At 64.9% G+C, this 21,982-nt stretch carries 26 protein-coding genes; 5 read left to right on the top strand and 21 right to left on the bottom strand.

The annotated features are described in order from the left end of the window. Positions 1–48 precede the first annotated feature (48 nt). The 8 genes from rpsG to QUV25_RS17780 form a co-directional block, all read right to left on the bottom strand. A complete protein-coding gene (gene rpsG / locus QUV25_RS17815) occupies positions 49–519 on the bottom strand; it encodes a 30S ribosomal protein S7 (RefSeq protein WP_291014135.1) in 471 nt (156 codons plus the stop codon). Between the two features lie 154 nt (positions 520–673). Continuing rightward, the gene (gene rpsL, locus QUV25_RS17810; RefSeq protein WP_056266875.1) at positions 674–1,051 is read right to left on the bottom strand and encodes a 30S ribosomal protein S12; all 378 of its coding nucleotides are present in this window, start codon (positions 1,049–1,051) and stop codon (positions 674–676) included. Positions 1,052–1,208: 157 nt separating this feature from the next. Beyond that, on the bottom strand, positions 1,209–2,393 hold the full coding sequence (locus QUV25_RS17805) for a D-alanyl-D-alanine carboxypeptidase family protein (RefSeq protein WP_300865975.1): 1,185 nt from the start codon (positions 2,391–2,393) through the stop codon (positions 1,209–1,211). A 45-nt stretch (positions 2,394–2,438) separates the two neighbouring features. Then, positions 2,439–3,059, bottom strand: coding sequence for an alpha/beta fold hydrolase (locus QUV25_RS17800; protein ID WP_300865972.1), 621 nt, complete (start codon positions 3,057–3,059; stop codon positions 2,439–2,441). Between the two features lie 54 nt (positions 3,060–3,113). Next, entirely contained in the window at positions 3,114–3,479 is a 366-nt protein-coding gene (locus tag QUV25_RS17795) for a (2Fe-2S) ferredoxin domain-containing protein (RefSeq protein WP_300865970.1), read from the bottom strand. A 20-nt stretch (positions 3,480–3,499) separates the two neighbouring features. After that, positions 3,500–4,603 carry a VanZ family protein gene (locus tag QUV25_RS17790; RefSeq protein WP_300866097.1) on the bottom strand — a complete coding sequence of 368 codons (1,104 nt, stop codon included), beginning with the start codon at positions 4,601–4,603 and terminating at the stop codon, positions 3,500–3,502. Then, positions 4,603–5,031, bottom strand: a complete 429-nt coding sequence (locus QUV25_RS17785; RefSeq protein WP_300865967.1) for a CopD family protein — start codon at positions 5,029–5,031, stop codon at positions 4,603–4,605. Before QUV25_RS17785 ends, QUV25_RS17790 begins: the two co-directional genes overlap by 1 nt. A gap of 270 nt (positions 5,032–5,301) precedes the next feature. Then, a complete protein-coding gene (locus QUV25_RS17780) occupies positions 5,302–6,429 on the bottom strand; it encodes a hypothetical protein (protein ID WP_300865966.1) in 1,128 nt (375 codons plus the stop codon). 259 nt (positions 6,430–6,688) lie between these two features. Here QUV25_RS17780 and hemB point away from each other — a divergent pair, with 259 nt between their 5' ends. Together hemB and QUV25_RS17770 are read left to right on the top strand one after the other, a co-directional pair. Then, the gene (gene hemB / locus QUV25_RS17775; protein ID WP_300865964.1) at positions 6,689–7,690 is read left to right on the top strand and encodes a porphobilinogen synthase; all 1,002 of its coding nucleotides are present in this window, start codon (positions 6,689–6,691) and stop codon (positions 7,688–7,690) included. A 17-nt stretch (positions 7,691–7,707) separates the two neighbouring features. After that, positions 7,708–8,820: a magnesium transporter CorA family protein gene (locus tag QUV25_RS17770; RefSeq protein WP_300865962.1), complete on the top strand. Its 1,113-nt coding sequence runs from the start codon at positions 7,708–7,710 to the stop codon at positions 8,818–8,820. Between the two features lie 11 nt (positions 8,821–8,831). Here the strand turns inward: QUV25_RS17770 and QUV25_RS17765 are convergent, their stop codons facing one another. Genes QUV25_RS17765 through QUV25_RS17755 form a run of 3 tightly spaced genes read right to left on the bottom strand, consistent with a single transcriptional unit; the run spans position 8,832 to position 10,861 of the window. Further along, a complete protein-coding gene (locus QUV25_RS17765; protein WP_300865960.1) occupies positions 8,832–9,485 on the bottom strand; it encodes a glutathione S-transferase family protein in 654 nt (217 codons plus the stop codon). 50 nt (positions 9,486–9,535) lie between these two features. Then, positions 9,536–10,216 (bottom strand): dienelactone hydrolase family protein, encoded by a 681-nt coding sequence (locus QUV25_RS17760; protein ID WP_300865958.1) that lies wholly within the window; start codon positions 10,214–10,216, stop codon positions 9,536–9,538. 45 nt (positions 10,217–10,261) lie between these two features. Then, positions 10,262–10,861, bottom strand: coding sequence for a 2-hydroxychromene-2-carboxylate isomerase (locus tag QUV25_RS17755; protein WP_300865955.1), 600 nt, complete (start codon positions 10,859–10,861; stop codon positions 10,262–10,264). 77 nt (positions 10,862–10,938) lie between these two features. On the opposite strand from QUV25_RS17755, the gene QUV25_RS17750 reads away from it, so the two are divergent. From QUV25_RS17750 to QUV25_RS17740, 3 genes are all read left to right on the top strand, one after another. After that, complete coding sequence (locus QUV25_RS17750) at positions 10,939–11,697, top strand: SDR family oxidoreductase (RefSeq protein WP_300865954.1); 759 nt, start codon at positions 10,939–10,941, stop codon at positions 11,695–11,697. Positions 11,698–11,784: 87 nt separating this feature from the next. Continuing rightward, positions 11,785–12,270, top strand: a complete 486-nt coding sequence (locus QUV25_RS17745) for a MaoC family dehydratase (RefSeq protein WP_300865951.1) — start codon at positions 11,785–11,787, stop codon at positions 12,268–12,270. Positions 12,271–12,538: 268 nt separating this feature from the next. Next, on the top strand, positions 12,539–13,159 hold the full coding sequence (locus tag QUV25_RS17740; protein WP_300865949.1) for a MarC family protein: 621 nt from the start codon (positions 12,539–12,541) through the stop codon (positions 13,157–13,159). Between the two features lie 26 nt (positions 13,160–13,185). On the opposite strand, the gene QUV25_RS17735 is transcribed toward QUV25_RS17740, so the two are convergent. From QUV25_RS17735 to hpaR, 10 genes are all read right to left on the bottom strand, one after another. Continuing rightward, a complete protein-coding gene (locus QUV25_RS17735; protein ID WP_300865946.1) occupies positions 13,186–14,184 on the bottom strand; it encodes a 2-dehydropantoate 2-reductase in 999 nt (332 codons plus the stop codon). Beyond that, a complete protein-coding gene (locus tag QUV25_RS17730) occupies positions 14,181–14,993 on the bottom strand; it encodes a class II aldolase/adducin family protein (RefSeq protein WP_300865945.1) in 813 nt (270 codons plus the stop codon). Before QUV25_RS17730 ends, QUV25_RS17735 begins: the two co-directional genes overlap by 4 nt. A 20-nt stretch (positions 14,994–15,013) precedes the next feature. Next, a complete protein-coding gene (locus QUV25_RS17725; RefSeq protein ID WP_300865943.1) occupies positions 15,014–15,829 on the bottom strand; it encodes an aldolase/citrate lyase family protein in 816 nt (271 codons plus the stop codon). A 16-nt stretch (positions 15,830–15,845) separates the two neighbouring features. After that, on the bottom strand, positions 15,846–16,673 hold the full coding sequence (gene hpaH, locus QUV25_RS17720; RefSeq protein WP_300865941.1) for a 2-oxo-hept-4-ene-1,7-dioate hydratase: 828 nt from the start codon (positions 16,671–16,673) through the stop codon (positions 15,846–15,848). A gap of 17 nt (positions 16,674–16,690) precedes the next feature. Further along, positions 16,691–17,137: a 5-carboxymethyl-2-hydroxymuconate isomerase gene (locus QUV25_RS17715; protein ID WP_300865939.1), complete on the bottom strand. Its 447-nt coding sequence runs from the start codon at positions 17,135–17,137 to the stop codon at positions 16,691–16,693. Between the two features lie 14 nt (positions 17,138–17,151). Beyond that, complete coding sequence (gene hpaD / locus QUV25_RS17710; RefSeq protein ID WP_300865936.1) at positions 17,152–18,078, bottom strand: 3,4-dihydroxyphenylacetate 2,3-dioxygenase; 927 nt, start codon at positions 18,076–18,078, stop codon at positions 17,152–17,154. Positions 18,079–18,411: 333 nt separating this feature from the next. Further along, on the bottom strand, positions 18,412–19,881 hold the full coding sequence (gene hpaE / locus QUV25_RS17705; RefSeq protein ID WP_300865935.1) for a 5-carboxymethyl-2-hydroxymuconate semialdehyde dehydrogenase: 1,470 nt from the start codon (positions 19,879–19,881) through the stop codon (positions 18,412–18,414). Between the two features lie 75 nt (positions 19,882–19,956). After that, positions 19,957–20,763 (bottom strand): fumarylacetoacetate hydrolase family protein, encoded by an 807-nt coding sequence (locus QUV25_RS17700; RefSeq protein ID WP_300865934.1) that lies wholly within the window; start codon positions 20,761–20,763, stop codon positions 19,957–19,959. Beyond that, a complete protein-coding gene (locus QUV25_RS17695) occupies positions 20,760–21,413 on the bottom strand; it encodes a fumarylacetoacetate hydrolase family protein (protein WP_300865932.1) in 654 nt (217 codons plus the stop codon). Before QUV25_RS17695 ends, QUV25_RS17700 begins: the two co-directional genes overlap by 4 nt. 11 nt (positions 21,414–21,424) lie before the next feature. After that, a complete protein-coding gene (gene hpaR, locus QUV25_RS17690; RefSeq protein ID WP_300865929.1) occupies positions 21,425–21,904 on the bottom strand; it encodes a homoprotocatechuate degradation operon regulator HpaR in 480 nt (159 codons plus the stop codon). Between the last annotated feature and the right edge of the window lie 78 nt (positions 21,905–21,982).

Genomic DNA, 21,982 nt, shown 5'->3' with positions numbered 1-21,982 from the left:
CTTTTTGAGGGCTGGCGGGCTCGCCTGAACTGACGTTGGGTAAAGGGCTTAGAAGCGGAAGTGGCTGAAGGCCTTGTTGGCCTCGGCCATGCGGTGCACTTCGTCACGGCGCTTCATCGCGCCGCCGCGGCCTTCGGTGGCCTCGATCAGCTCGTTAGCCAGGCGCATGGCCATGGACTTTTCGCTGCGCTTGCGCGCGGCTTCCTTGATCCAGCGCATCGACAGGGCCAGGCGACGGACCGGGCGCACTTCGACGGGCACCTGATAGTTCGCACCACCCACGCGGCGGGACTTGACCTCGACCATGGGCTTGACGTTGTTGATGGCCACCGAAAAGGCTTCGACCGGGTCTTTGCCGGTCTTCTTTTCGATCTGCTCCAGGGCACCATAAATGATGCGCTCGGCGACAGCTTTCTTGCCGCCTTCCATGATCACGTTCATGAACTTGGAGAGCTCGACATTGCCGAACTTGGGATCCGGCAGGATTTCACGTTTAGGGACTTCGCGACGACGTGGCATTTTTTCACCTCAGATTTGCTTCAGTTGGCACCCTTTCGGGGCACCGCGAGAGCCATCAGGACCCTCACTTACTTGACCCGACGCCAACATGGCGCTTTGGGGTCAGGGCGCTCAATCCGGCTTGCCGGCCGGTCAAACGCCAAAAACAGGAAACTTATTTCGCCTTGGGCTTCTTGGCGCCGTACTTGGAACGCGACTGCTTGCGGTCTTTCACGCCTTGCAGGTCGAGCGAGCCGCGCACGATGTGGTAACGCACACCGGGCAGGTCCTTGACACGACCACCACGGACCAGCACCACGCTGTGTTCCTGCAGGTTGTGGCCTTCGCCGCCGATGTAGGAAATGACCTCAAAACCGTTGGTCAGGCGCACCTTGGCGACCTTGCGCAGAGCGGAGTTGGGCTTCTTGGGGGTCGTGGTGTACACACGGGTGCACACACCGCGACGCTGCGGAGAGTTCTCCATGGCCGGGCTCTTGGATTTGGTCTTTTCGACCTCCCGGCCGTGGCGCACGAGTTGATTGATGGTTGGCATGAAACGTCCCTAAACGTCTGAGAAAGCGAAAACGAAATCTCCTCGGAAGATTCCGAAAAGCCCTCGACTGTAGCATGCGGGCGGCTTGGCGACAACTGGCGACCATTTGCGAAGGTGTCGACGGCGCACGCCCGAGGCCCCGCTCAGGGGCGGTCGATCACTGGATCCAGAGGCGCAGCGCGTCCCAGGCACGACCCAAGACGCCGCTTTCCTCCACAGTTTCCAGCACCGTGAGCGGAATTTCGCTCACAGGCTCTCCATTGCCCAGGCTCACGCGCAGCGTACCGACCAACTGGCCGCGAGTCAGCGGTGCCACCAGAGGCTCTGGCCGGGCGATTTCGGTCTTGAGCCTGGGGCCCTCACCGGCGGGCACGGACACCACCACACCGTTGGCAAGGCCGAGCTTGACCTCCGGGGACTTGCCCTTCCAGATGCGGACCGAAGCAGCAGGCTCTCCAGCGGGGAACAGGCGCACGGCCTCGAACGCGGTGTAGCCCCAGTTCAGCAGCTTCTGGCTTTCGGCGGCGCGCGCGTTTTCACTGGAGGCACCGAGCAGCACGCTGAGCAGCCGGCGCTCGCCCGCCTTTCCCTCACCCAGGCCAGGCACCTGGCGGCGTGCGGTGGCCACCAGGCAATAGCCAGCAGCATTGGTGTGACCGGTCTTCAACCCGTCCACACTGGGGTCGCGAAACAGCAACAGGTTGCGATTGGCATCGTTGGCTTTGGGCGTGCCGGCGTAGCGGTACCGCTGGATGGCGTAGTAGGGCACATAGTCGGGAAAATCGCGCATCAGACGCGTGGCCAGCGTAGCGAGGTCGCGCGCGGTGGTGGTGTGCCCGGCCTCGGTCAGACCTTCGGGGTTCTTGAAACTGCTCGAACGCATGCCCAGCACCTTGGCCTGCTCGTTCATCATCTGCACGAAGCGCTCCACCGAGCCGCCCACGCCTTCGGCCAGCGCCACGGTGGCGTCGTTGCCCGATTGCACGATCATGCCTTTGATCAGGTCTTCCACCGGCACCTGCATCTTGGGGTCGATGAACATGCGCGAACCAGGCATCTTCCAGGCCCGTTCACTGACCGAAAGCGTCTGCGTGAGGGTCAGTTTGCCCGCCTTCAGTGCGTCGAACACCAGATAGGCGGTCATGAGCTTGGTGAGAGACGCCGGCTCCACCGGTTCGTCTGGAATGCGCGACGCGAGCACCTGGCCCGAGGTCACATCGAGCAGCAGGTAAGCACGCGCGGCGATTTCGGGTGGCTGGGGCGTCTGGGCCGCCGCGGACAAGGCAGAGGCAGCAGCAAGACAGGCGAGCGCTAAGCGCGCAAACAGACGACGAAACAACAAAACAGCATCCTTGGTTAGACAATCAAAAAAGCAATGGCGAGGCATTCAGGCGCGCAGGTGCCTATGCACAACATCGCGCAGCAAAGGCAACTGGCCATGAAAAAAATGGCCGACGGTGGGGATCACCAGCACCGGCAAGACCTGGGGTCGAGCCCAGACCATGACCGACTCCAGCGGCACCGTGTCGTCCTGCTCGCCATGGATGACCAAGCAGCGAGGGCGGAGTTCCTCAGGCACGTCGGCCACCGCGAACCGGCTCGCTGCCGTGCCGACCAGCACCAGCCGCTGCAGGTCGCGGCTGGTGTGCAAACGCTGCACAGCGTGGGTGGTAACAAATGCGCCAAAAGAAAACCCGGCCAGGCAAAGCGGTCCGTCGGGCGCCTGAGCACCCACGACTGCGAGCAGATCATCCAGCTCGCCGCGACCTTCGTCGTATGCGCCGCCACTGCGGCCCACCCCCCGGAAATTGAACCGAACCGCGGTCCAGCCGGCGAGCACGCTGGCGCGCGCCAGGGTCTGCACCACCTTGTTGGACAGGGTTCCGCCATGCAGCGGATGCGGATGAGCGATCACCATCACCCCGCGGGCATCCGGCGCTCGGTCGAGCGCAACTTCCAGCGGCCCGGCAGGCCCCTCTTGCAGCAGGTGCTCGGTCTGGGCGTTCATGGTGTCATCGGCAATGCCGGCGGAGCGAGCCGGCCGCCCAGCGGGCAGCGGTCTTCAGCGGCCAACGTCTGGCGGCGTTAGCAGGCGCTGCACCACCACGCCGTCGCGCAGGTGAGAGCTCACGATCTCATCGATATCGGCCTCGTCCACGTAGCTGTACCAGACGGCCTCGGGGTAGACCACGGCAATTGGCCCGCCCGCACATCGGTCCAGACAGCCCGCCTTGTTGACCCGCACCTTGCCAGCACCCAGCAAGCCCTGGGCCTTGGCCTGCGATTTGCAGCGGTCAAATGACGCCTGCGCACGGTGCTGGGCGCAGCAGGCATCGCCGCCTTCGCGCTGGTTCAGGCAGAAAAAGATGTGGCGCTGGTAGTAGGTGTCCTGCCCGGATGGCGCGGAAGAGGTAGAGGCATCTGACATGCCCCGATTCTAGTGGGGACTCACCGCCGGGTCGCCGGCCGCATCACGGCGCGCAGGCCCAGCACCAGGGCCGCAAACGGCCACAGCCACCCCAGCCATTGGGACAGACCATGGAACCGAATGAAGCGACCTTGCTCCCAAACCTCCAGCGATTGGGCGAAATACGGGCTGGCCGGGGCGCGGTTCAGCAGGCTCAGCGACACGGCCAGACACAGCAACATCGCCACCGGGCACAGGCGCCGCGGCAGGGCCAGCAACAGCAGCCCGGCCACAGCCGCCAGCCCCAAGCCCAGTGCCGCCTGCGGGCTGATCCACGACCACGCATGGCTCGGACCATAGGTGAGTGCCGACGACAAGCCGGCTGCCCCGAACGCGCAGACGCCAAACATGAGCCAGAACACCACCCGCCGCCCGGTCGTTCGCATGTCGCCATAGCCCATCAGCAACGGCGTCAGCAGGCAAAGGCAAACGCAAAAGGCTTCGGCCAGGGGGCTGAGCGGCACTGCCGGCACCAGTCCCACCGGCAGCCACTGGAGGAAAGGCGTGCCTTCGAGCAGCTCGACCAGTCCCGCCTCCAGCCGCTCCACCACCTGGCCCAGGCCAAACGGTACCGAGACCGGGTACAGCAACGCAAAAGGCCATAGGGCCAGCAAGACCAGGCTGCCATGCGCCCCGGGTTCGAACCAGTTGGCGCGGAAACGGCTCCACCGCCGCAGCACCCCCAGGCGCTCCATCAAACCCGCCACGCTCGCGCCCAGCCAGGCGCCCAGGGTGTTCAGGGCCAGGTCGACATTCGACGGAATGCGCGAGGGCAAGAAATTCTGCAAGGTTTCCACCCCCAGTGACAGCAGCAGCGGAAGCCCCAGCGCCAGGGGCCAGGTCCACAGTCCGCCGCCCGAACGCAGCAGCGCCAGTGCCAGCAGAAACCCGAGCAGCGCATAACCCAGCAGATTGGCCATGACGTCAAACCCGGTCCAGTACTGCGGCAAGGGGGCCCAGAGGAACGCGGTCGGCGCCACGCCCTGCAAGCGCCAGCCGGTGAACGGGTACAGGCTGGCATAGACCACCAGCCCCGACAGCAGCAGGGTCAGGGGCCAGGCGGACGAACGCTGTTTCAAGAGGATTAGAAGGGCTTGACGACCACCAGCACCACCACCGCCACCAGCATGATCACGGGCGCCTCATTGAACCAGCGGTACCAAACATGGCCACGCTGGTTCATGCCCTGCTGGAACCGACGCAATATCACGCCGCAGGCGTGGTGATAGGCCAGGGTCAGCAGCACCAGCGCCAGTTTGGCGTGCATCCATCGCTGATCCGCCCCCAGGCCGATGCCGTATCCCAGCCAGAGCCAGAGCCCCAGCACCACGGCGGGCACCGCGAGCAAGGTGGTGAAGCGCATGAGCTTGCGTGCCATCAGCAGCAACCGCTCCCGCTCAGCCACGCTGTCCGGCGGCACCATGGCCAGGTTCACGAATATGCGCGGCAAGTAGAAAAGGCCTGCGAACCAGCTGGCCACAAACACGATGTGAAAGGATTTGACCCAGAGCATGGGGGCAGTGTAGTCCCGAGACCGCAGCCAGACGCCCGGGGCCCTGGCTGCATCAGGGCAAGTTGAGGCGAAAAAAAACCCGGCCGTGGGCCGGGTTGGAAAGCCTTTTTGCTGTCACACACTAAGGCACCCGCTCAGGGAGGAAAAGCGGGGGGCTCGCCAAGGGCATGCCCAGCGACATGTTACACCAGGATACGTTGGAAATTTGCACCGCCCCTGGTAACTTTGACAGGGGTTGGCCACCAAGACACCGATAACACTACCAAAGAACTACATCATCTTGGCGAGTTCGAACATCACGGCCGTGCCCAGGGCCTCCCGGATATTTCCACGGCCCACTTTGGCCATGGCGAATTCACCGAAGCCAGACATATCAAACGAACTGTCATCGGGCGAGATTTCCACAAACGGAAACTCGAACACCTCGCGCAGCAGGTCGTTGCGGAATTTTTCAAAGGCCTCGCCCTTGATCTCAGCGTCCACCACGATCAAGTTGGGCATTCGGCTGCGCACCGCGTCCTCGGCCTGCGCGAAGTCCACCACGCTGTCGGACATGATGCCAATCTCGCGCAAGGCATCGCGCACGTCGGCTCGGATCTGCAGACTCGGGGAAATCGTCAGCACGTAGGTGCCTGAGAGCGACTTGAACATGGACGACTGGTCATCCGAAAGATCTACCGCCGAGATGCCATCGACCGCCTGCACGGTGCGTGTGAACATGGCGGTGAAGTTGACGCCGTCGTCGCGCAGGTCGCGTGTGATCTCGACGCCTCCGGTGGCCAGGGCGATCTGGCGAATCAGCATCCAGTTGAGGTTGTCGGGTTCGAGGGTACTCGAGGGCGGCACACCGTCATTGGCCACGCGGACCTGGAAGCGCGCGTGTTGCGGCCAGTGGTTGAGGTCCATGCGCACGTCGATGCGATTGCCAAAGGCCAGGCCCCAGTCCAGCACCGCATTGACAAAAGTGTGCGCCACCGTGGGGTCGATCAGCACCTCGACCGGCTTGAGCTTGCGTCGAAGCGCGATCCCCAGGACCCCCAGCTCTTTCTTGCGCTCCTGCAGCACGCCTTCGACCAGCTCGGACATGTCCACTTTTTCGTGCGACTGTCGGATGCGCCCGTTGTAGAAGCGGTGGACTTGTTGGGCACTCACGCCCGCTTGTTTGATGCGCTCGGCCGGCAGGCTCAAAGCCCGGTGCTCCAGCTTGGAGATGCGCCCGCGCTGCAGCAGCTGGTCCACCGTACCTTGCAAAGCGCTGGTACCCTCTGTGATCTGGTCGGCCAACGCCGCGATCAGCGAGGGCCAGTGATCGTCGAGCGACCAGTCCGAGCTCGTGCCGGTCGCGCCGCTCTGTTGGGGCGCGGGTGCTTCAACAGGGCTTTTCTTGTTTTGCAGCATGGTGAAAGGTAAAGATCGGTGCCAGGTCTGTCGCACACGCGATGATCCAGCCGGCCAGAGACCGGAAAGAACCAGGCGGGATGACGGACGCTCTTTTCATGATCGCGCGAAACCGCCTCTTGCCGACAACATATTCCAGCGGGTGCGTGGAGTTCAACACAAAGACCTCACTTTAACAATGGCGAGAAGGCCCGAGGGCGGTGGCGGTCCGCCGAAGCAGGCCGGCCCAAGCCAGCGCCGCCTTTGCCACAATACGGCCATGCACGCACCCACGCCCTACCCCCTCGCCCGCCCGCGCCGCCTGCGCAAAGACGCCTTCACCCGCGACCTGGTGCGAGAGCACCGGCTCAGCCCGGCCGACCTGATCTACCCGGTGTTCGTGCTGGACGGCCAGAACCGGCGCGAGGCCGTAGGCTCGATGCCCGGCGTGGAGCGACTCAGTCTGGACCTGCTGCTGCCGGTGGCCGAAGATTGCGTCAAGCTGGGCATTCCGGTAATGGCGCTGTTTCCGGTGATCGACGCTTCTCTCAAGACACCCGACGGGAAGGAAGCGACCAACCCGGACGGCCTGGTGCCCCAGGTCGTGCGCGAACTCAAAAAGCGCTTCCCCCAGCTCGGCGTGATGACCGACGTGGCACTCGACCCCTTCACCAGCCACGGTCAGGATGGTTTGCTGGACGAACACAATTACATCCTGAACGACCCCACGGTGGACATTCTGGTGCAACAGGCCCTGTTGCAAGCCGAGGCGGGCGTGGACATGGTGGCGCCGAGCGACATGATGGACGGGCGCATTGGCGCCATCCGCCGCGCGCTCGAAGCCAAAGGCTTGGTGCACACCCGCATCATGGCCTACAGCGCCAAGTACGCCAGCGCCTTCTACGGCCCGTTTCGCGACGCCGTAGGATCGGCCGCCAACCTGGGCAAGGCCGACAAAAAGGTCTACCAGATGGACCCGGGCAACAGCGACGAAGCCTTGCGCGAGGTGGCGCTGGATATCGCAGAGGGTGCCGACATGGTGATGGTCAAGCCTGGCATGCCCTACCTGGACATCGTGCGCCGGGTGAAAGACGAATTCCGCATGCCCACCTTCGTCTACCAGGTGAGCGGCGAATACGCGATGCTGAAAGCCGCAGCGCAAAACGGCTGGCTGGACCACGACGCGGTGATGATGGAAAGCCTGCTGGCCTTCAAGCGCGCGGGGGCTGATGGCGTGCTGACCTACTTCGCCCGCGACGCCGCGCGGCTGCTGCGCGCCTGAGCGACGCCCTCCGGACCATGCGTGTCTTCACCATCCAACCGGGGGAGGTGCGCGAGGCTGACACGCTGCCGTGCGAGCTGCCCGAGCACGGCTTTGTCTGGATCGCATGCGGGCGGCGAGAATTCGAGCTGGAGCAAAGCGCGGTGCAGGTCGCGCTGCAGGCGCTGTGCGGCACCACGCTGGTCGACCTGCATGTGCACGACCTGCTGAACAACCAGCTGCCTTCTCATTTCGACTACACATCCCTGTACGACATCCTGGTGTTCCGTCGGCTAGCGGCCGGACAGAGCGAAACCGATTTGGACCATCCCGGCGTGGTGATGACGCAAAAGCTCAAGCGCAGCGGCCCGCCGGTGCTGCGGCGTATCGACACCAGCCCCGTTGGTTTTGCGGTGTTCGACCGCGTGGTGCTCACCGTGCACCCGGCAGGCTGCAGCGTGCTGGAACAGTACGCCAGCCGGCTACTAGCCTCAGGTTCAAGCGGCTCGCGCGCCGCCGGCACACACCTGCCGAGCAGCCCGGCGGACCTGATGCTGCGCGTGGTCAACCAGATGGTCGATGGCTACCTGGAGCTGCGGCGCGAGCTCACGCGGCAGCTCGACCACTGGCAAGCCGAGCTGCTGCACCCCAAGACGCGCTTCACCAACTGGGGTTCGCTGCTCGATGCCCGCATCGCCTTGCACCAGCTTGACGACATCTGCGAAGACCAACGCTCGGCGGTGCTGGACTGGATCGAATCCCTAGCCAGCTGGGAGCCCGAGGATGAGACTGGCGGCCACCGCAGCCTGGAGCTGTTGCGCGTTCGCAGCCGCGACGTGCTGGAGCACATCGAGCGCGTGGTGCACCACGTGCGCCGGCTGGAGCAAAACGCCGAGACCGCGGTGCAGATGCACTTTTCGGTGCAGGGCAACCGGGCCAACGACATCATGCGCACGCTCACCGTGCTCACGGCCATCTTCCTGCCGCTGAACCTGATCGCCGGCATCTTCGGCATGAACTTCGACTTCATCCCGCTGATCCACCAGCAAAGCGGTTTCTGGTGGGCGATGGGCTCGATGGCACTGATCGCGACGGGCTTGAGCGTGTTTTTCTGGCGCAAGCGCTACCTGGAGCGCTCACGCGGCCGATAGGCCCGCGCTGTTCAGACGAACGGGGCCTGCAAGCCTTCCGCCGCCAATGCGCGCTGCACCGCGGGGCGATCCAGCATGCGCTGCAGGAAAGGCCCCAAGTGGCGGCGATCGCGCGCAGGCGGCGTCTGGGCAAAGCTCCGCGTCCATCGGCAAAGCGTGAACATATAGGGATCGAGCGCGGTGTAGGACTCACCCAGCAGCCAGGGACCGCCGTGACGGGCCAGCTCGGTATCGAGCTGGTCGAGCAGCACGCGGATGCGCCATTCGGCATGGCTTTTCACCTCGACCTGACCGGCGGCGTTGCTCGCCTTGACCCAGCGCTCGGGGTAAAAGTAAACGATGAGTGTGCTTTGCAGCGTGTTGGTGAGCCAGATCAGCCACTTGTAAAAGTGCGCACGCTCAGGCGTACCCAACGCGGGCGCCAATTGACTGCCCGGATGGGTATCGCACAGGTGCAGGGCGATGGCCGCGGTTTCGTACAACACCAGGTCGCCATCGGTCAGCACCGGGATCAGCCCATTGGGGTTGAGGCGCAGGTAGGCCGCCGACTTCTGCACATCGTGGGTACGGTCGACCAGCACCAACTCAAAAGGCGCGCCGATTTCATGCAGCAGGATGTGCGGCACCATGCTGGCGGTGCTGGGGAAATGGTGCAGTTGCATCATGGGTCGGTGGTCAGAGAGTCGGGTGGGCGAGGGGCAGTGCCCCCGACGCATCAGAGGTGTCGGGCGAAGAAGGCCAGCGTGCGCTGGCGGGCCAGCTGGGCCGCCGCTTCGTTGTAGGAGCCGCGCTGATCGCAGTTGAAACCGTGGTTGGCGGCGTAGACCTGCACCTCCACGCCCAGCTGGGCCTTTCGGAAGGCCTCCACAGTGTCGAGCGGGATCCAGTGATCCTGATCACCAAAATGCGCCAGCACCGGGACCTGGGGCTTGAGTGCCGCGTCGGCACCCGCCGTCATGCCGCCGCCGTAGTAGGGCACGGCCGCCGACAGACCGCTCAGCGTGCAGGCCGAACGCCAGGTCAGCAGGCCGCCCCAGCAATAGCCCACGATGCCAACCTTGCCGCCCTGCGCCGCTTCTTCGATCGCCGCCTGGATGTCTTGCATCACGCCGGGTGCCGGCAAGGCCTCCACCGCCGTCTTGTAGCCAAAACCTTCGTTCATATCGGCCTCGGTGTAGCCCAGTTCCACACCAGGCTTCACGCGATGGAAGGTGGCGGGCGCGACCACGAGGTAGCCCTCGGCGGCGTAGCCGTCGGCCACCGAGCGGATGTGGCTGTTCACGCCAAAGATTTCCTGCAGCAGCACGATGCCGCCTTTGGGATTGCCCGCGGGCTGGGCCACGTAAGACGGGCAGGCAAAGCCGTCTGCGGCGGTGAGTTCGATGACATGGCTCATGGGGAAAGTCTCCTGGAACGTTGGGTCAGAAAAAAAGGGGGCGATTCAGGCAAGCAGGCGGCGCGCGACGAAGTCCAGCCGGTCCTGGCCCCAGAACAGCTCGCCGTCGACCACGTAGCTCGGCGCGCCGAACACGCCGGCATCGATCGCAGCCTGGGTGTTCTGTTCGTACTGGGCCTGAGCCTCGGGCGTCTGCGCGCGCGCCAGCAGAGCCGCGTCCAGACCACACTCGGTGAGCACGGCGCTCAGGGTATCGACGTTGGCGATGTCGCGCTCCTGGGTCCAGACGGCTGCCCCCACCGCACCTGTGAGGCGCATGGCCGCAGCGGTGCCGTGGTCCATGTCGGTGGCCACAATGAGCCGCGCGGCCAGATCGGCCGCCACCGGGAAAAAGCGCGGCTGCACCACCAGGGGCAGGCCGAGGGCCTCGCCAAAACGCTGGAGCTCCAGCAACCTGTAGGCCTGGCGTTGCGGCGCGCGCTTGGGCAGCGGCAGGCCGCCCGAAATGGGAAATATCTTGCCGAGGTCCATCGGCAGCACGCGCACGCTGGCGCCCGCCTCCTCGGCCATGCGGGCGAACCGCGCGTGGCCGAGGTAGGTCCAGGGGCTGTTGGGCGCAAAGTAGTAGTCGACTGCGTGACGCATGGGTGTCTCCTCGTGTTGGTCTAATGGTGCGACAACCGGTTGTACCCGGGACCGAACATTTTGGCAGGAGAAAGCCCATGAACACATCGTCTGCAGGTGCGTTGCTGGTCACCGGTGGCAGCCGGGGCATTGGTGCCGCCACCGCCCGGCTGGCCGCCCAGCAAGGCTGGCAGGTGGCGGTGAACTACGCAGCCAACTCGCTGGCAGCCGACGAGGTGGTGCGCGCCATCCGCGCGGCTGGCGGTACCGCGATGGCGGTCAAGGCCGATGTGGCCGACGAGGCGCAGGTGATGGCCATGGTCGGTCAGATCGACGCCAAGTTCGGCCCGTTGCGGGGGTTGGTGAACAACGCCGGCGTGGTCGACGTGACGGCGCGCGTGGACGAGATGAGCGTGGCGCGCTGGCGCCGCATGTTCGACATCAACGTGATGGGCTCGATGCTGTGCGCACGCGAGGCGGTGCGCCGAATGAGCACGCGACACGGCGGGGCAGGCGGGAGCATCGTGAACATCTCCAGCGCGGCGGCGCGCCTGGGCGCTCCGGGGCAGTACGTGGACTACGCCGCTTCCAAGGGCGCCATTGATGCGTTCACGATCGGTCTGGCCAAGGAGGTTGCGGCCGAGGGTGTGCGCGTCAACGCGGTGCGCCCTGGCCTGATCGACACCGAGATCCACGCTTCGGGCGGTCTGCCCGACCGCGTGCAACAGCTGCAGCACCTGGTGCCGATGCAGCGCGGTGGCAGCGCCGACGAAGTGGCCCAGGCCATCGTCTGGCTGCTGTCTGACGCTGCGAGCTACACCACCATGAGCCTGCTCGACGTCTCTGGAGGGCGCTGACATGAAGACCCCCACGCCCCTCCGCTTTGCGGGTTGCTGCCCCCCTAGGGGGATTGTTTCACCTTGGGGCGGCCCGGCGGCGAAACCATGACCGCCACCACCCCCGAACAAAGCCCGCACATCAAAATCTGGTGGGAAGACCTGGCGGTTGGTCAGGTGAAAGACCTGGGCAGCCTGTCGCCCACCGCAGACGAAATCGTGGCCTTTGCACGCCAGTTCGACCCCCAGCCATTTCACCTCGACCCCGAAGCGGCCAAGGCATCGGTGTTCGGCGGCCTGTGCGCCAGTGGCTGGCACACCTGCAGCCTGGCGATGCGCCTGATGGTGACGAACTTCTTGCATGAGTCTTCCAGTCTGGGCTCACCGGGCCTGGAAAACATCAAGTGGCTCAAGCCCGTGTTTCCGGGTGACACCCTGCGACTGCAGCACACCATCACCGAAAAACGGGTCATGGGCAAGCGCCCCGACGTGGGCCTGGTGCGCACCATCTGGGAGATGTTCAACCAGCATGGCGACAAGGTGTTGCACATGGAGGGCTACGGTATGTTCCGGCTGCGCAGCCCTGAGAGATAGCCCCCGCGCTCCGCCGCTGCGCGGGTCGCTGCCCCCGAGGGGGCTGGGCCCGCCTTGGGGGCGGCCCGGCGGCAGGCCCTTTGCCCCCTTGCATCCCACGCCCTTCAGACGTGCTCTGCCGCTCCACCGCTGCGCGGGTCGCTGCCCCCCGAGGGGGCTGAGCCCGCCTTGGGGGCAGCCCGGCGGCGGGCTTATGGCCCCGTCGGACTGGCGCAGTTCATGCGTCAGTAGCTCGCCGAATGCGCCACTGTCCCCCACAATCTCGGCCATGGATTTCAAACCCCTCGTGACCCTGCTGGCCATCGTCAACCCGCTGGCCATCGTGCCGTTCTTCATTCACTACACCCAGGGATTCACCAGCAAACAGCGCCAGCGCACCGTGCTGATCGCCTCGTTCAGCGCGTTCGCCGTGATCGCCATCTGCGCTGTCGTTGGCTTGCAGATCCTGGAATTCTTCAACATCTCGCTGGCCAGCTTCCAGGTCGGCGGCGGCCTGTTGCTGATGACTTCGGCACTGTCGATGCTCAACGCCCAGCCGGCCGAGGCCAAGGCCACGCAGAACGAGATCGATGACACCTCCGCACGCGCCTCGATCGCAGTCGTGCCCCTGACCATCCCCCTGCTCACCGGCCCGGCCACCATGTCCACTGTGGTGATCTACGCCGATCAGGCCAAGACTTTCTTCCAACACGCTGCGCTGGTGGGCTACGGCGTGGTGATCGCGCTGGCCACTGCGGTGTGCTTCACGCTCGCCAAGCCCATCGCCCGCTTCCTTGGCCAGACAGGCATCAACGTGATGACGCGGCTGATGGGCCTGATTCTGGCCGCCCTGTCGGTGGAGGTCATGGCGGCTGGGCTGGTGAAGCTGTTTCCGGCGCTGGCGGGCTGAGCAGGTTCGATCCCTGCTTAACTGCCTCACTCAGGGTAAAGCCCCAGCGTCTGCGCCTGCAAACGGCTCAGGCCGAGCAGCGCGTCGGTGAACGGCGTGGCCACGCCGGTGAGCTGACCCAGCTCGCGCACCGAGGTCACCAGTGCGTCGAGCTCGACCGGTTTTCCAGCGGCCACGTCCTGCAGCATCGAGGTCTTGAAGGCACCGAGCTTGCGCGTGACCGCATGGCGGTCTTCGGGTTGCTGGTCGATGGGGATGCCGATCCGTTCGCCAATCGCCTTGGCTTCCAGCATCACGCTGGAGACGAAGCCCACCACCAGCGGATCGCCCAGGATGCGATCGGTGGTGGCACCGGTCAGCGCACTGATGGGATTGACCGTCATGTTGCCCCAGAGCTTGTACCAGATGTCTTTCTGAATCTGCGGCGACACGGTGGCCTCGAACCCCGCGCTTTGCAGTCGGCTGGCGACAGCCCGCGCCCGTTCCCCGATACCGCCTGCAGGCTCGCCGATGATCAGGCCGTTGCCAAAGTGGTGGCGCACGACACCCGGCGCGTCGACCGAGCAGCTCGCGTGCACCACACAGCCCATCACCTGCTGCGACGGAATGGCCTCGGCCACGGTGCCATCCGGATCCACCGACTTCAAACGACTGCCCGCGAACTCGCCGCCAACCCCATCCAGGAACCACCAAGGCACACCGTTCATGGCGGTCAGGATGATGGTGGTCGGTCCGATCAGTGGCCCGATCTGGCGAGCCACGTCGGCCAGCGCCGGGGCCTTGACCGCGACCACCACCAGGTCTTGCACACCGAGCTGCGAGGCTTCGGCGGTGGCTCGCACCGGCACCACCAGGCGTTCACCGGCCTGGTGCAACTGAAGTCCATCGGTCTGCAGCACCCGCAGCGTATCGCCACGCGCCAGCACGCTGACCTCACCTCCGGCTTGCGCCAGCCTGGCGCCGAGCCAGCCACCGATGGCGCCCGCACCCACAATCGCCACGCGTTTCAACACCGTTTCATTCACGCGTCTGCCCCCTCATGGCACCGGTAGTCGTCGTCGATTCGATCCACCTGGCGCACCAGCGCATCGAACACGTCGCGACCCGCGCCGTGGTTTGGGTTGAACTGCAGTGCATCCCGCGTGCACTTGGCCGCGATCGCCTCGGGAACGGGAATCACCGCGTCCGCACCACCCATCGAAAAAGTGGCCAGCTGGATTTCGCAGGCGCGCTGCAGGGTCCACAGAACGGCAAAGGTCTGCGGCAACGTCTGGCCCCAGGCCAGCAGACCATGGTTGCGCAGAATCACCGCCTGTCTTTTTCCGATGCTGTCGAGCACACGTGGCCCTTCTTCCGCGTGGATGGTGATGCCTTCGAAGTCGTGGTACGCCACCATATCGTGCAATTGCGCACTGTAGAAATTGGTCTGCTGCAAACCACCTTTCAGACAGGCGACCGCCACACCTGCGGTGGTATGGGTGTGCATGACGCAGTGGGCGCCCTCGATGCCGGCGTGGATGGCGGCGTGCACCACAAAGCCCGCCGGGTTGACTGGGCCAACCGATCCGCCCTGCACCTCCCCCTGCAGATTGATCTTCACCAGATTGCGCGCCGTGACTTCGCTGTAGTGCAGCCCAAAGGGGTTGATCAGGAACTGCTTCTCTCCACCCGTCACGCTGTCGGGCAGGCGCAGCGTGATGTGGTTGTAAATCATCTCGGTCCAGCCAAGCATGGCGAAGATGCGGTAGCAGGCCGCGAGCTCGACGCGCGCGGTCCACTCGTCAGGGTGGATCGAGGGTGGCGCCGTCGCGGCAGCGGGCAAATGAGCATTCATGCCGTTTTCTCCCATCAGGTTCAGTACACGCTGCCCTTGGAACGCGCAGGCGCTGGCCCATCGCCTTTGAAGCGAGCGGCCAGCGCACTGGTCTGGCTAGTCAGCATCTGGGTGTCAAGGCCTACCGCCACAAACACCGCGCCCAAAGACAGGTAGTGCCTGGCCTGCGCCTCGTCGGTGGTCAGGATTCCAGGGGCTTTGCCGGCCCGCAGGATGCGGCCGATGGCGTCTTCGATCGCTCGCTGCACGTCTGGATGAGCAGGATCACCCACGTGCCCCAGAGAAGCCGACAAGTCGGCCGGCCCGATGAACACGCCGTGCACGCCGGGTGTAGCCGCGATCGCATCGAGGTTCTTCAGTGCTTCGCGCGTCTCGGCCTGCACCAACAGGCAGACCTGCTCGTTGGCTTCCTTTGCGTACTGGGGATAGCGCCCCCAGCGCGAAGCGCGTGCACCCGCCATGCCGCGAATGCCGCCATCGCCATCATCTTGCGGGTAGCGGGTCGCGCGCACCAGAGCGCTCGCCTGCTCAGCCGTGTCAACCATGGGAACCAGCAGCGTCTGCAAACCCAGGTCGAGGTACTGCTTGATGAGCACGGCGTCGCCCACTGGCACGCGCGCAATGGCATGGGAAGCTGGGTAGGCGGCGATGGCCTGCGCCTGAGACAGCAGGTCCTGCAAGCCGTTGGGCGAGTGTTCGCCGTCGAGCAGCAGCCAGTCGAAGCCGGCACCGGCACAGATTTCAGCGCTGTAGGCGTTGGCAAGACCGAGCCAGAAGCCGATCTGGGGGCGGCGTTTCTGAAGCGCGAGCTTGAAGGCGTTGGTGGGTGTTTTCATGTGGGCACCTGTGGGTTCAGACAAAAGAGAATTTCAGACAACCCAGCGGACCATAGGCGGCCTCGAACCGGTCGCCTGCCTGCGCTGCCACGGGTCGCGTGAACGATCCGGCCAGCACGATCTCGCCCGCTTCGAGGCGCTCGCCCCAGGGCGCGAGCTTGTTGGCCAGCCAGGCAATACCGATCGCTGGATCGCCCTGCACGCCGGCGGCCAGGCCCGTCTCTTCGACCGCGCCGTTCTGCCGCAGGATGGCGCCGCACCAAGGGCGGTTGGTCGCGCGCGGGTCGGCTTTGAAAGCCGGGTCGCCCGCGCCGATGACGATCCCGGCGTTGGCCGCGTTGTCGCTGATAGTGTCGTAGACCTTGCGCATGGCCTTGGTGTGGCGGTCAAACTGTTCGATCCGCGCATCGATGATTTCGATGGCGGGGGTGATGTATTCCGTGGCGGCCAGCACGTCTTCCACCGTCACGTTCGGGCCAGCCAGCGGCGCCTTGAGCACGAAGGCCAGCTCGACCTCCACACGCGGGGCGATGAAGTTTTTCACCGGAATTTCCAGTACCTCATCCGCCTTCGCGACATACAGCATGTCGTCCAGCAGCGTGCCGTAGTCGGGCTCGTCGATCTGGCTGCTGATCTGCATGGCCCGGCTGGTCAGGCCAATCTTGTGGCCAATCACTTTTCGGCCGCGTGCCTTCTGCAGATCCACCCAGGCGCGGCCGATGCGGTAGCCGTCTTCGACGGTCATGCCGGGGTGGCGTTTCGAAAAATGCTCGACCTGGGTTCGGGTCTGCTGGGATTGCTGCAGCTCGGCGGCGAGCTGCTGGATGAGGGCGTCTTCAAACATGGTCTGTTTCTGGTTGTTCAGGGCTTCTGAAACAGGGGGTGCAGAGAACTGTTTTTTGCGTCAAACACCTCGTGGCCCTCGTCCACCTGCACGGTGATGCCGATGGGACGCTTCGCGAGTTGCTCGGCGAAGCGCTCTTTCACGCAGGCGTTCAGCGCCTCGCCCACGCGCTGGTGCACGACTGCGCTGCGACCCTTGGCCATGCGCACGTTCATGTAAACAAAGGCGCAGTCACCGCCCAAGCCCGAGGCGATGCCGGCCGCGCCGCCGTCGGCGATGGCGCTGTGCGCGGCGGGGTAAGCCAGCACGCGCGTACCCCCCGTGGGGAAAACCTGTTTGTCCTGCTCGTCGCGCACCGCGAGCATGGCGTCGCACAGGGCGCGGCACAGGCCAGCCATGTCCACACCGCCCTGCGCGGCGGGTTTGTCGAGGTTGGGGGTGTAAAGAACGACGAGGTGGGGCATGGAGGTTCTTTCGTTCAGAGGCGTGTGGCGACCGAGGTGTAGCCGTCGGCGCGGGAAGCCACGGGCGGCGGAACGGCCGCGCCACTGACCGGCAACACCGGGAACAGCGCGTTGATCTGGCCGGTGCCGCTGGCACCGAAATACGGCGTGATGACCTCGGCCTGGCCGGTGTATTCGCTCCAGCCAAGCACGCCGAGCATCATGGCGGTGTCGTGCATGAAACCTTCGCCGTGGCCCTTGGCGGCGTACTCGGGCAGCATCTCGCAGAAGTCCTTCCACTCGCCGGCCTTCCACATGCGCACCACCTCGTCGTCCAGGTGCTGCAGGAAGGGACTCCAGACCTTGAACGCGAACTCGGGCGCGAGGCCGTTTTGCGCGAAGCGGTGGCTCAGCGAGCCGCTGGCGAGGAAGGCGACGGTACCGTCGTAGTGGTCTTCGACCGCACGGCGCATGGCCCAGCCCAGGCGCGCGCTGTCGTTCAGGTAGTGCGAGGTGCAGAGCGCCGAGACCGAGACCGCCTGGAAGTGCTGGTCGGCGTTCATGTAGCGCATGGGCACGAGGGTGCCGTACTCGGGGCCGAGCGTGGTGGCGTGGTGGGCCAGGGTTTCGACGCCGTGTTCGTTCGCCGCCTTCGCCAGCAGTTGCCCCAGTTCACAGTTGCCAGGAATGGCATAGGGCATGTTGCTGATGAAGTGTGGCAGTTCGTTGCTGGTGTAGGTACCTTTCCAATGCGGGGCGCAGTTGAGGTGGTAGTTGGCGTTGACCAGCCAGTGGGTGTCGAAGACGACGATGGTGTCGACGCCGAGCGCTTTGCAGCGGCGGGCGATTTCCTTGTGGCCGTCGATGGCGTCCTGGCGAGTGCCTTTGCGGGGGCCGTCGAGTTCGCTGAGGTACATCGAGGGGACGTGGGTGATCTTGCCGACCAGTGCTACTTTGCCCATTTGTCTTGTCTCCTGTTGCTTTCTTCTCGGCTGACGTGTTGGGTAGAAGGTGGCGACGCGGGCCTGCCTCCGCGAATGTCCCCCGGTCTTTGCTGCGCAAAGCCCTCCTCCTTTATTTCGCTGCGGCAAACCCGTATCACCGCCTTCTCGCTGCGCATCGGCTCTCTGACATGGCTCGCCACCATCGCTTCTGGATGGCGAGTGTGGGGTGCACGACGCAGCGAAATAAAGGAGGAGAAATGGGCGCAGCCCATTTCGGGGGACATTCGCGGAGTCGTGTACCCCGCGATCGCCATTCCGCACAAACGTCTGAGCGAAACAGGGGAAAGCAAATCACAACCCCCAGTGAGGAATGTGGTGCGAACCCATGGAGACAGCGACGTTCTTGGGCTCCAGGAACACCTCGTAACTCCAGGTCCCGCCCTCGCGCCCAGTGCCCGAGGCCTTGGTACCCCCAAACGGCTGCCGCAGATCCCGCACGTTCTGCGAGTTCACGAAACACATGCCCGCTTCCACCGCAGCGGCCACGCGGTGCGCCTTGCCGATGTTCTCCGACCAGATATAGCTGCTCAGACCGTAGGCGATGTCGTTCGCCAGCTCGATGGCGTGCGCTTCGTCGCGGAACGGAATCAGGCAGGCCACCGGGCCGAAGATCTCTTCCTGCGCGATCCGCATACGGTTGTCCACGTCGGCGAACACGGTGGGCCAGACGTAGTTTCCAGCCGCTACGTGCGAAGGCAATTCCGCTGCATACGAAGGCCGATCCAGCCCGCCGCACAGCATCGTCGCGCCTTCCTTCGGGCCCAGGTCGATGTAGCTGCGCACCTTGGCCAGATGGTCCTTGGAAATCATCGGGCCGATGGTGGTCTTCTCGTCCAGCGGGTCGCCCACCACGATGCGCTTCGCGCGCTCGGCGAACTTGGCGGCGAAGTCGGCGTAGATGCTCTGCTGCACCAGGATGCGCGAGCCGGCGGTGCAGCGCTCGCCGTTGTTGCTGAAGATCATGAAGATCGCGGCGTCGAGCGCGCGGTCCAGATCGGCGTCGTCGAAGACTACGAACGGGCTCTTGCCGCCCAGCTCCATGCTGAACTTCTTCAGGCCCGCGGTCTTGACGATGCGGTTGCCCGTGGCCGTGGAGCCGGTGAAGCTGATGGCGCGCACGTCGGGGTGCGCGCACAGCGGCTCGCCGGCTTCCTTGCCGAAGCCGTGCACCACGTTCAGCACGCCGGCGGGAATACCGGCCTCCAGCGCCAGCTCGCCCAGGCGCGCCGCGGTCATGGGCGAGAGTTCGCTCATCTTCAGCACCGCGGTGTTGCCGAACGCCAGCGCGGGCGCGACCTTCCAGGTGGCGGTCATGAAGGGCACGTTCCACGGGCTGATGAGCGCGCACACACCGACGGGGTGAAACAGGGTGTAGTTCAGGTGCGTGGGCGTGGGGTAGGTGTGGCCGTCCACGCGGGTGCACATCTCGGCGAAGTAATAGAAGTTGTCCGACGCGCGCGGGATGAGCTGCTTGCCGGTCTGCGCGATCACCTGGCCGGTGTCCTTGGTCTCGGTCTGCGCAATCTCGGGCACGTGCTTCGCGATCAGGTCGCCCAGCGCGCGGATCTTCTTCGCGCGCTCGGTGGCGGGCAGGCCGGCCCAGGCGGGGAAGGCATCTTGTGCTGCCTGCACAGCAGCGTTCACTTCGGCCTCGGTGCCCGAGGCAACTTCGGCCAGGACGCCTTGCGTGGCCGGGTTGACGGTTTGAAAGTAGTCGGTGCCGGCGACGGTCTTGCCGTTGATGAGGTGGTCGATTTTCATAAGTGTCCTTCTTCGGCCAGACCGCGAAGGGCGTCAGAGCCTGATGTCGTTCAACGTGGTTTTGATCTGGGGAGGTCACTGTCCTGAATCAGGACCTGACCCCCTTCGCTCTGCGGTGATGTTGTTCGTGAGGGCGCCGATACCGTCGATCTCGGTGATGACCACGTCACCTGGCTGGCAGTCGACCACGCCGTCGGGCGTGCCGGTCAGGATCAAGTCGCCAGGCATGAGCGTCATGAAAGCGCTGAAGTATTCGATCAGCGTGGCCACGTCGAAGATCATGTCGCTGGTGTGGCCCTGCTGGGTGAGTTGCCCGTTGACCGTCGTGCGCAAGGCCAGCGCCTGCGGGTCGGGCACGTCGGCCGCGTCCACCAGCCAGGGGCCGATGGGCGTGCAGGTGTCGCGGTTCTTCACCTTGAGGTTGGGGCGGTACCAGTTCTCCAGGTAGTCACGAATCGCGTAATCGTTGGCCACGGTGTAGCCCGCCACGAAGGACAGCGCATCAGCCTTCTTGACTCGCTTTGCGGGCTGACCGATCACCACCGCGAGTTCACATTCGTAGTGCATGAAGTTCACGCCGTCAGGCCGCACGGTGAAACCGCGGTGACCGATCAGCGAGGCCTGGCCCTTGACGAAGGCCAGAGGTTCTTCGGGGGCCTTGAAGGCGAGTTCCTTCGCGTGATCGGCATAGTTCAGGCCCAGCGCCAGCACGGTGCGAGCGCGTCCCTGCGGCGACAGCGCCGACGAAAACGGCGGTAGCCACACCACCTCGTCATGACCCACGCGGCGCCCCTGAAATGCCGGCGTGAGCAGCTCCAGTTGGCCATCGACCTCGATCGCGTCGTGAAGCCCACCGGCCCAGGCAATGCGCGCTCTTTTCATGCGGATTCCCGGATGAAGTGGTTGACGAGCGGGCTCAGCCCTTGAGTCGTGATCTCCACCGCATCGCCTGCGTGCACGAGCACCCTGGCGCCGTCCCCCAGGCAGTCCGTGCCCAGCATCAGCACATCGCCCGGCTGCAGCGACTGGAAGCCATTCACCTCGGCCCACAGCGCTGCCGCATCGCGCACCAGCTCAGCAAGCGGGCTGCGCTGCCGCATCACGCCATTGACCCGCAACTCCAGCACCAGCGCAGACAGCGCTTCCAGGCCACCCAGCTCGGCCAAGGTTCGCAGGGCATCACCCACGCCCAAGAAGCCGTCGACGCAGCGAAATTTCACGGGGGGACGGTAGTAGCTTTTGTGGGGAACGGTGACATCGTTGAGCAGCACGCAGCTCTCTGGCAGGCCTCCATCGCCCGCCACCAGTCCCAACGTGGCGTTGACTTCGGCCGCTTCGACGCCATCCGGCAGCGCGATTGCATGCCCATGCGGGGTGAAGGTGTTGGCGGTCTTGATGTAGAGCACTGGCGCCTTGGGCGGCGCCTGATAGGGCGCCTCGTTCATGCGCGGTGCCCACAGCGTGTGCTCGCGCTGGAAGTTCAGCAGCGTGCCGTACACCGTGCCCATAGGTCGATAAGGGTTGTGCTTCATGGCATGGGGGCTCATGCATCGGTGCCGTCGGAGGTCACCCCGGCGGGCGCTTCCAGCGCGATCACCTCATCCAGCAAGGCATAGAGCTGGGCCAATCGAGCGGTACCGAGTCGGGACTCGAGCCATTGGTAATGCGCCTCGATCGTTTGTGACAAGGTGCCAACCAGCTTGAGGCCGGCACGCGTGGCGCGCACCACCGTTCGCCGCGCGTCCTGCGGGCAGCGCTCGCGGGCGATCAGACCGTCTCGCTCCATTCGACCGAGCACGCCGGTCAGGCTGGGGCCCAGCAACAGCGCTTCGCGCGCCACGCGGCCGGTCTCCACGCCAGCCGGGTTGTCTGCGTGCTCGCCGAGCACCCGCAGCACGCGCCACTGCTGGTCAGACAGTCCGTGCTCGCGCAAGCTGGGCCGGGTGTGCTGCATCACCGCCTCCCGCGCTTCGAGCAAGAGGCGCGGCAGGTTGCGATGGATGAAGGGGGTGGCGAGGCTCATTTATTTAATATGTTAAATGATTGACCCCGCGCCCGACCCAGGGTTTTCCCGCAAATCGAACGGCGTGTTCACAATCAA

The organism is Hydrogenophaga sp. (assembly GCF_030373245.1).
Classification (GTDB): domain Bacteria; phylum Pseudomonadota; class Gammaproteobacteria; order Burkholderiales; family Burkholderiaceae_C; genus Hydrogenophaga.
This window is presented reverse-complemented; position numbering and strand designations above follow the sequence as displayed.

Excerpts from the sequence above, each read along its gene's own strand:
- rpsG (WP_291014135.1), bottom strand. The coding sequence starts at position 519 with ATGCCACGTCGTCGCGAAGTCCCTAAACGTGAAATCCTGCCGGATCCC.
- rpsL (WP_056266875.1), bottom strand. The coding sequence starts at position 1,051 with ATGCCAACCATCAATCAACTCGTGCGCCACGGCCGGGAGGTCGAAAAG.
- QUV25_RS17800 (WP_300865972.1), bottom strand. The coding sequence starts at position 3,059 with ATGAACGCCCAGACCGAGCACCTGCTGCAAGAGGGGCCTGCCGGGCCG.
- QUV25_RS17795 (WP_300865970.1), bottom strand. The coding sequence starts at position 3,479 with ATGTCAGATGCCTCTACCTCTTCCGCGCCATCCGGGCAGGACACCTAC.
- QUV25_RS17785 (WP_300865967.1), bottom strand. The coding sequence starts at position 5,031 with ATGCTCTGGGTCAAATCCTTTCACATCGTGTTTGTGGCCAGCTGGTTC.
- QUV25_RS17780 (WP_300865966.1), bottom strand. The coding sequence starts at position 6,429 with ATGCTGCAAAACAAGAAAAGCCCTGTTGAAGCACCCGCGCCCCAACAG.
- hemB (WP_300865964.1), top strand. The coding sequence starts at position 6,689 with ATGCACGCACCCACGCCCTACCCCCTCGCCCGCCCGCGCCGCCTGCGC.
- QUV25_RS17770 (WP_300865962.1), top strand. The coding sequence starts at position 7,708 with ATGCGTGTCTTCACCATCCAACCGGGGGAGGTGCGCGAGGCTGACACG.
- QUV25_RS17765 (WP_300865960.1), bottom strand. The coding sequence starts at position 9,485 with ATGATGCAACTGCACCATTTCCCCAGCACCGCCAGCATGGTGCCGCAC.
- QUV25_RS17760 (WP_300865958.1), bottom strand. The coding sequence starts at position 10,216 with ATGAGCCATGTCATCGAACTCACCGCCGCAGACGGCTTTGCCTGCCCG.
- QUV25_RS17755 (WP_300865955.1), bottom strand. The coding sequence starts at position 10,861 with ATGCGTCACGCAGTCGACTACTACTTTGCGCCCAACAGCCCCTGGACC.
- QUV25_RS17750 (WP_300865954.1), top strand. The coding sequence starts at position 10,939 with ATGAACACATCGTCTGCAGGTGCGTTGCTGGTCACCGGTGGCAGCCGG.
- QUV25_RS17745 (WP_300865951.1), top strand. The coding sequence starts at position 11,785 with ATGACCGCCACCACCCCCGAACAAAGCCCGCACATCAAAATCTGGTGG.
- QUV25_RS17740 (WP_300865949.1), top strand. The coding sequence starts at position 12,539 with ATGGATTTCAAACCCCTCGTGACCCTGCTGGCCATCGTCAACCCGCTG.
- QUV25_RS17730 (WP_300865945.1), bottom strand. The coding sequence starts at position 14,993 with ATGAATGCTCATTTGCCCGCTGCCGCGACGGCGCCACCCTCGATCCAC.
- QUV25_RS17725 (WP_300865943.1), bottom strand. The coding sequence starts at position 15,829 with ATGAAAACACCCACCAACGCCTTCAAGCTCGCGCTTCAGAAACGCCGC.
- hpaH (WP_300865941.1), bottom strand. The coding sequence starts at position 16,673 with ATGTTTGAAGACGCCCTCATCCAGCAGCTCGCCGCCGAGCTGCAGCAA.
- QUV25_RS17715 (WP_300865939.1), bottom strand. The coding sequence starts at position 17,137 with ATGCCCCACCTCGTCGTTCTTTACACCCCCAACCTCGACAAACCCGCC.
- hpaD (WP_300865936.1), bottom strand. The coding sequence starts at position 18,078 with ATGGGCAAAGTAGCACTGGTCGGCAAGATCACCCACGTCCCCTCGATG.
- hpaE (WP_300865935.1), bottom strand. The coding sequence starts at position 19,881 with ATGAAAATCGACCACCTCATCAACGGCAAGACCGTCGCCGGCACCGAC.
- QUV25_RS17700 (WP_300865934.1), bottom strand. The coding sequence starts at position 20,763 with ATGAAAAGAGCGCGCATTGCCTGGGCCGGTGGGCTTCACGACGCGATC.
- QUV25_RS17695 (WP_300865932.1), bottom strand. The coding sequence starts at position 21,413 with ATGAAGCACAACCCTTATCGACCTATGGGCACGGTGTACGGCACGCTG.
- hpaR (WP_300865929.1), bottom strand. The coding sequence starts at position 21,904 with ATGAGCCTCGCCACCCCCTTCATCCATCGCAACCTGCCGCGCCTCTTG.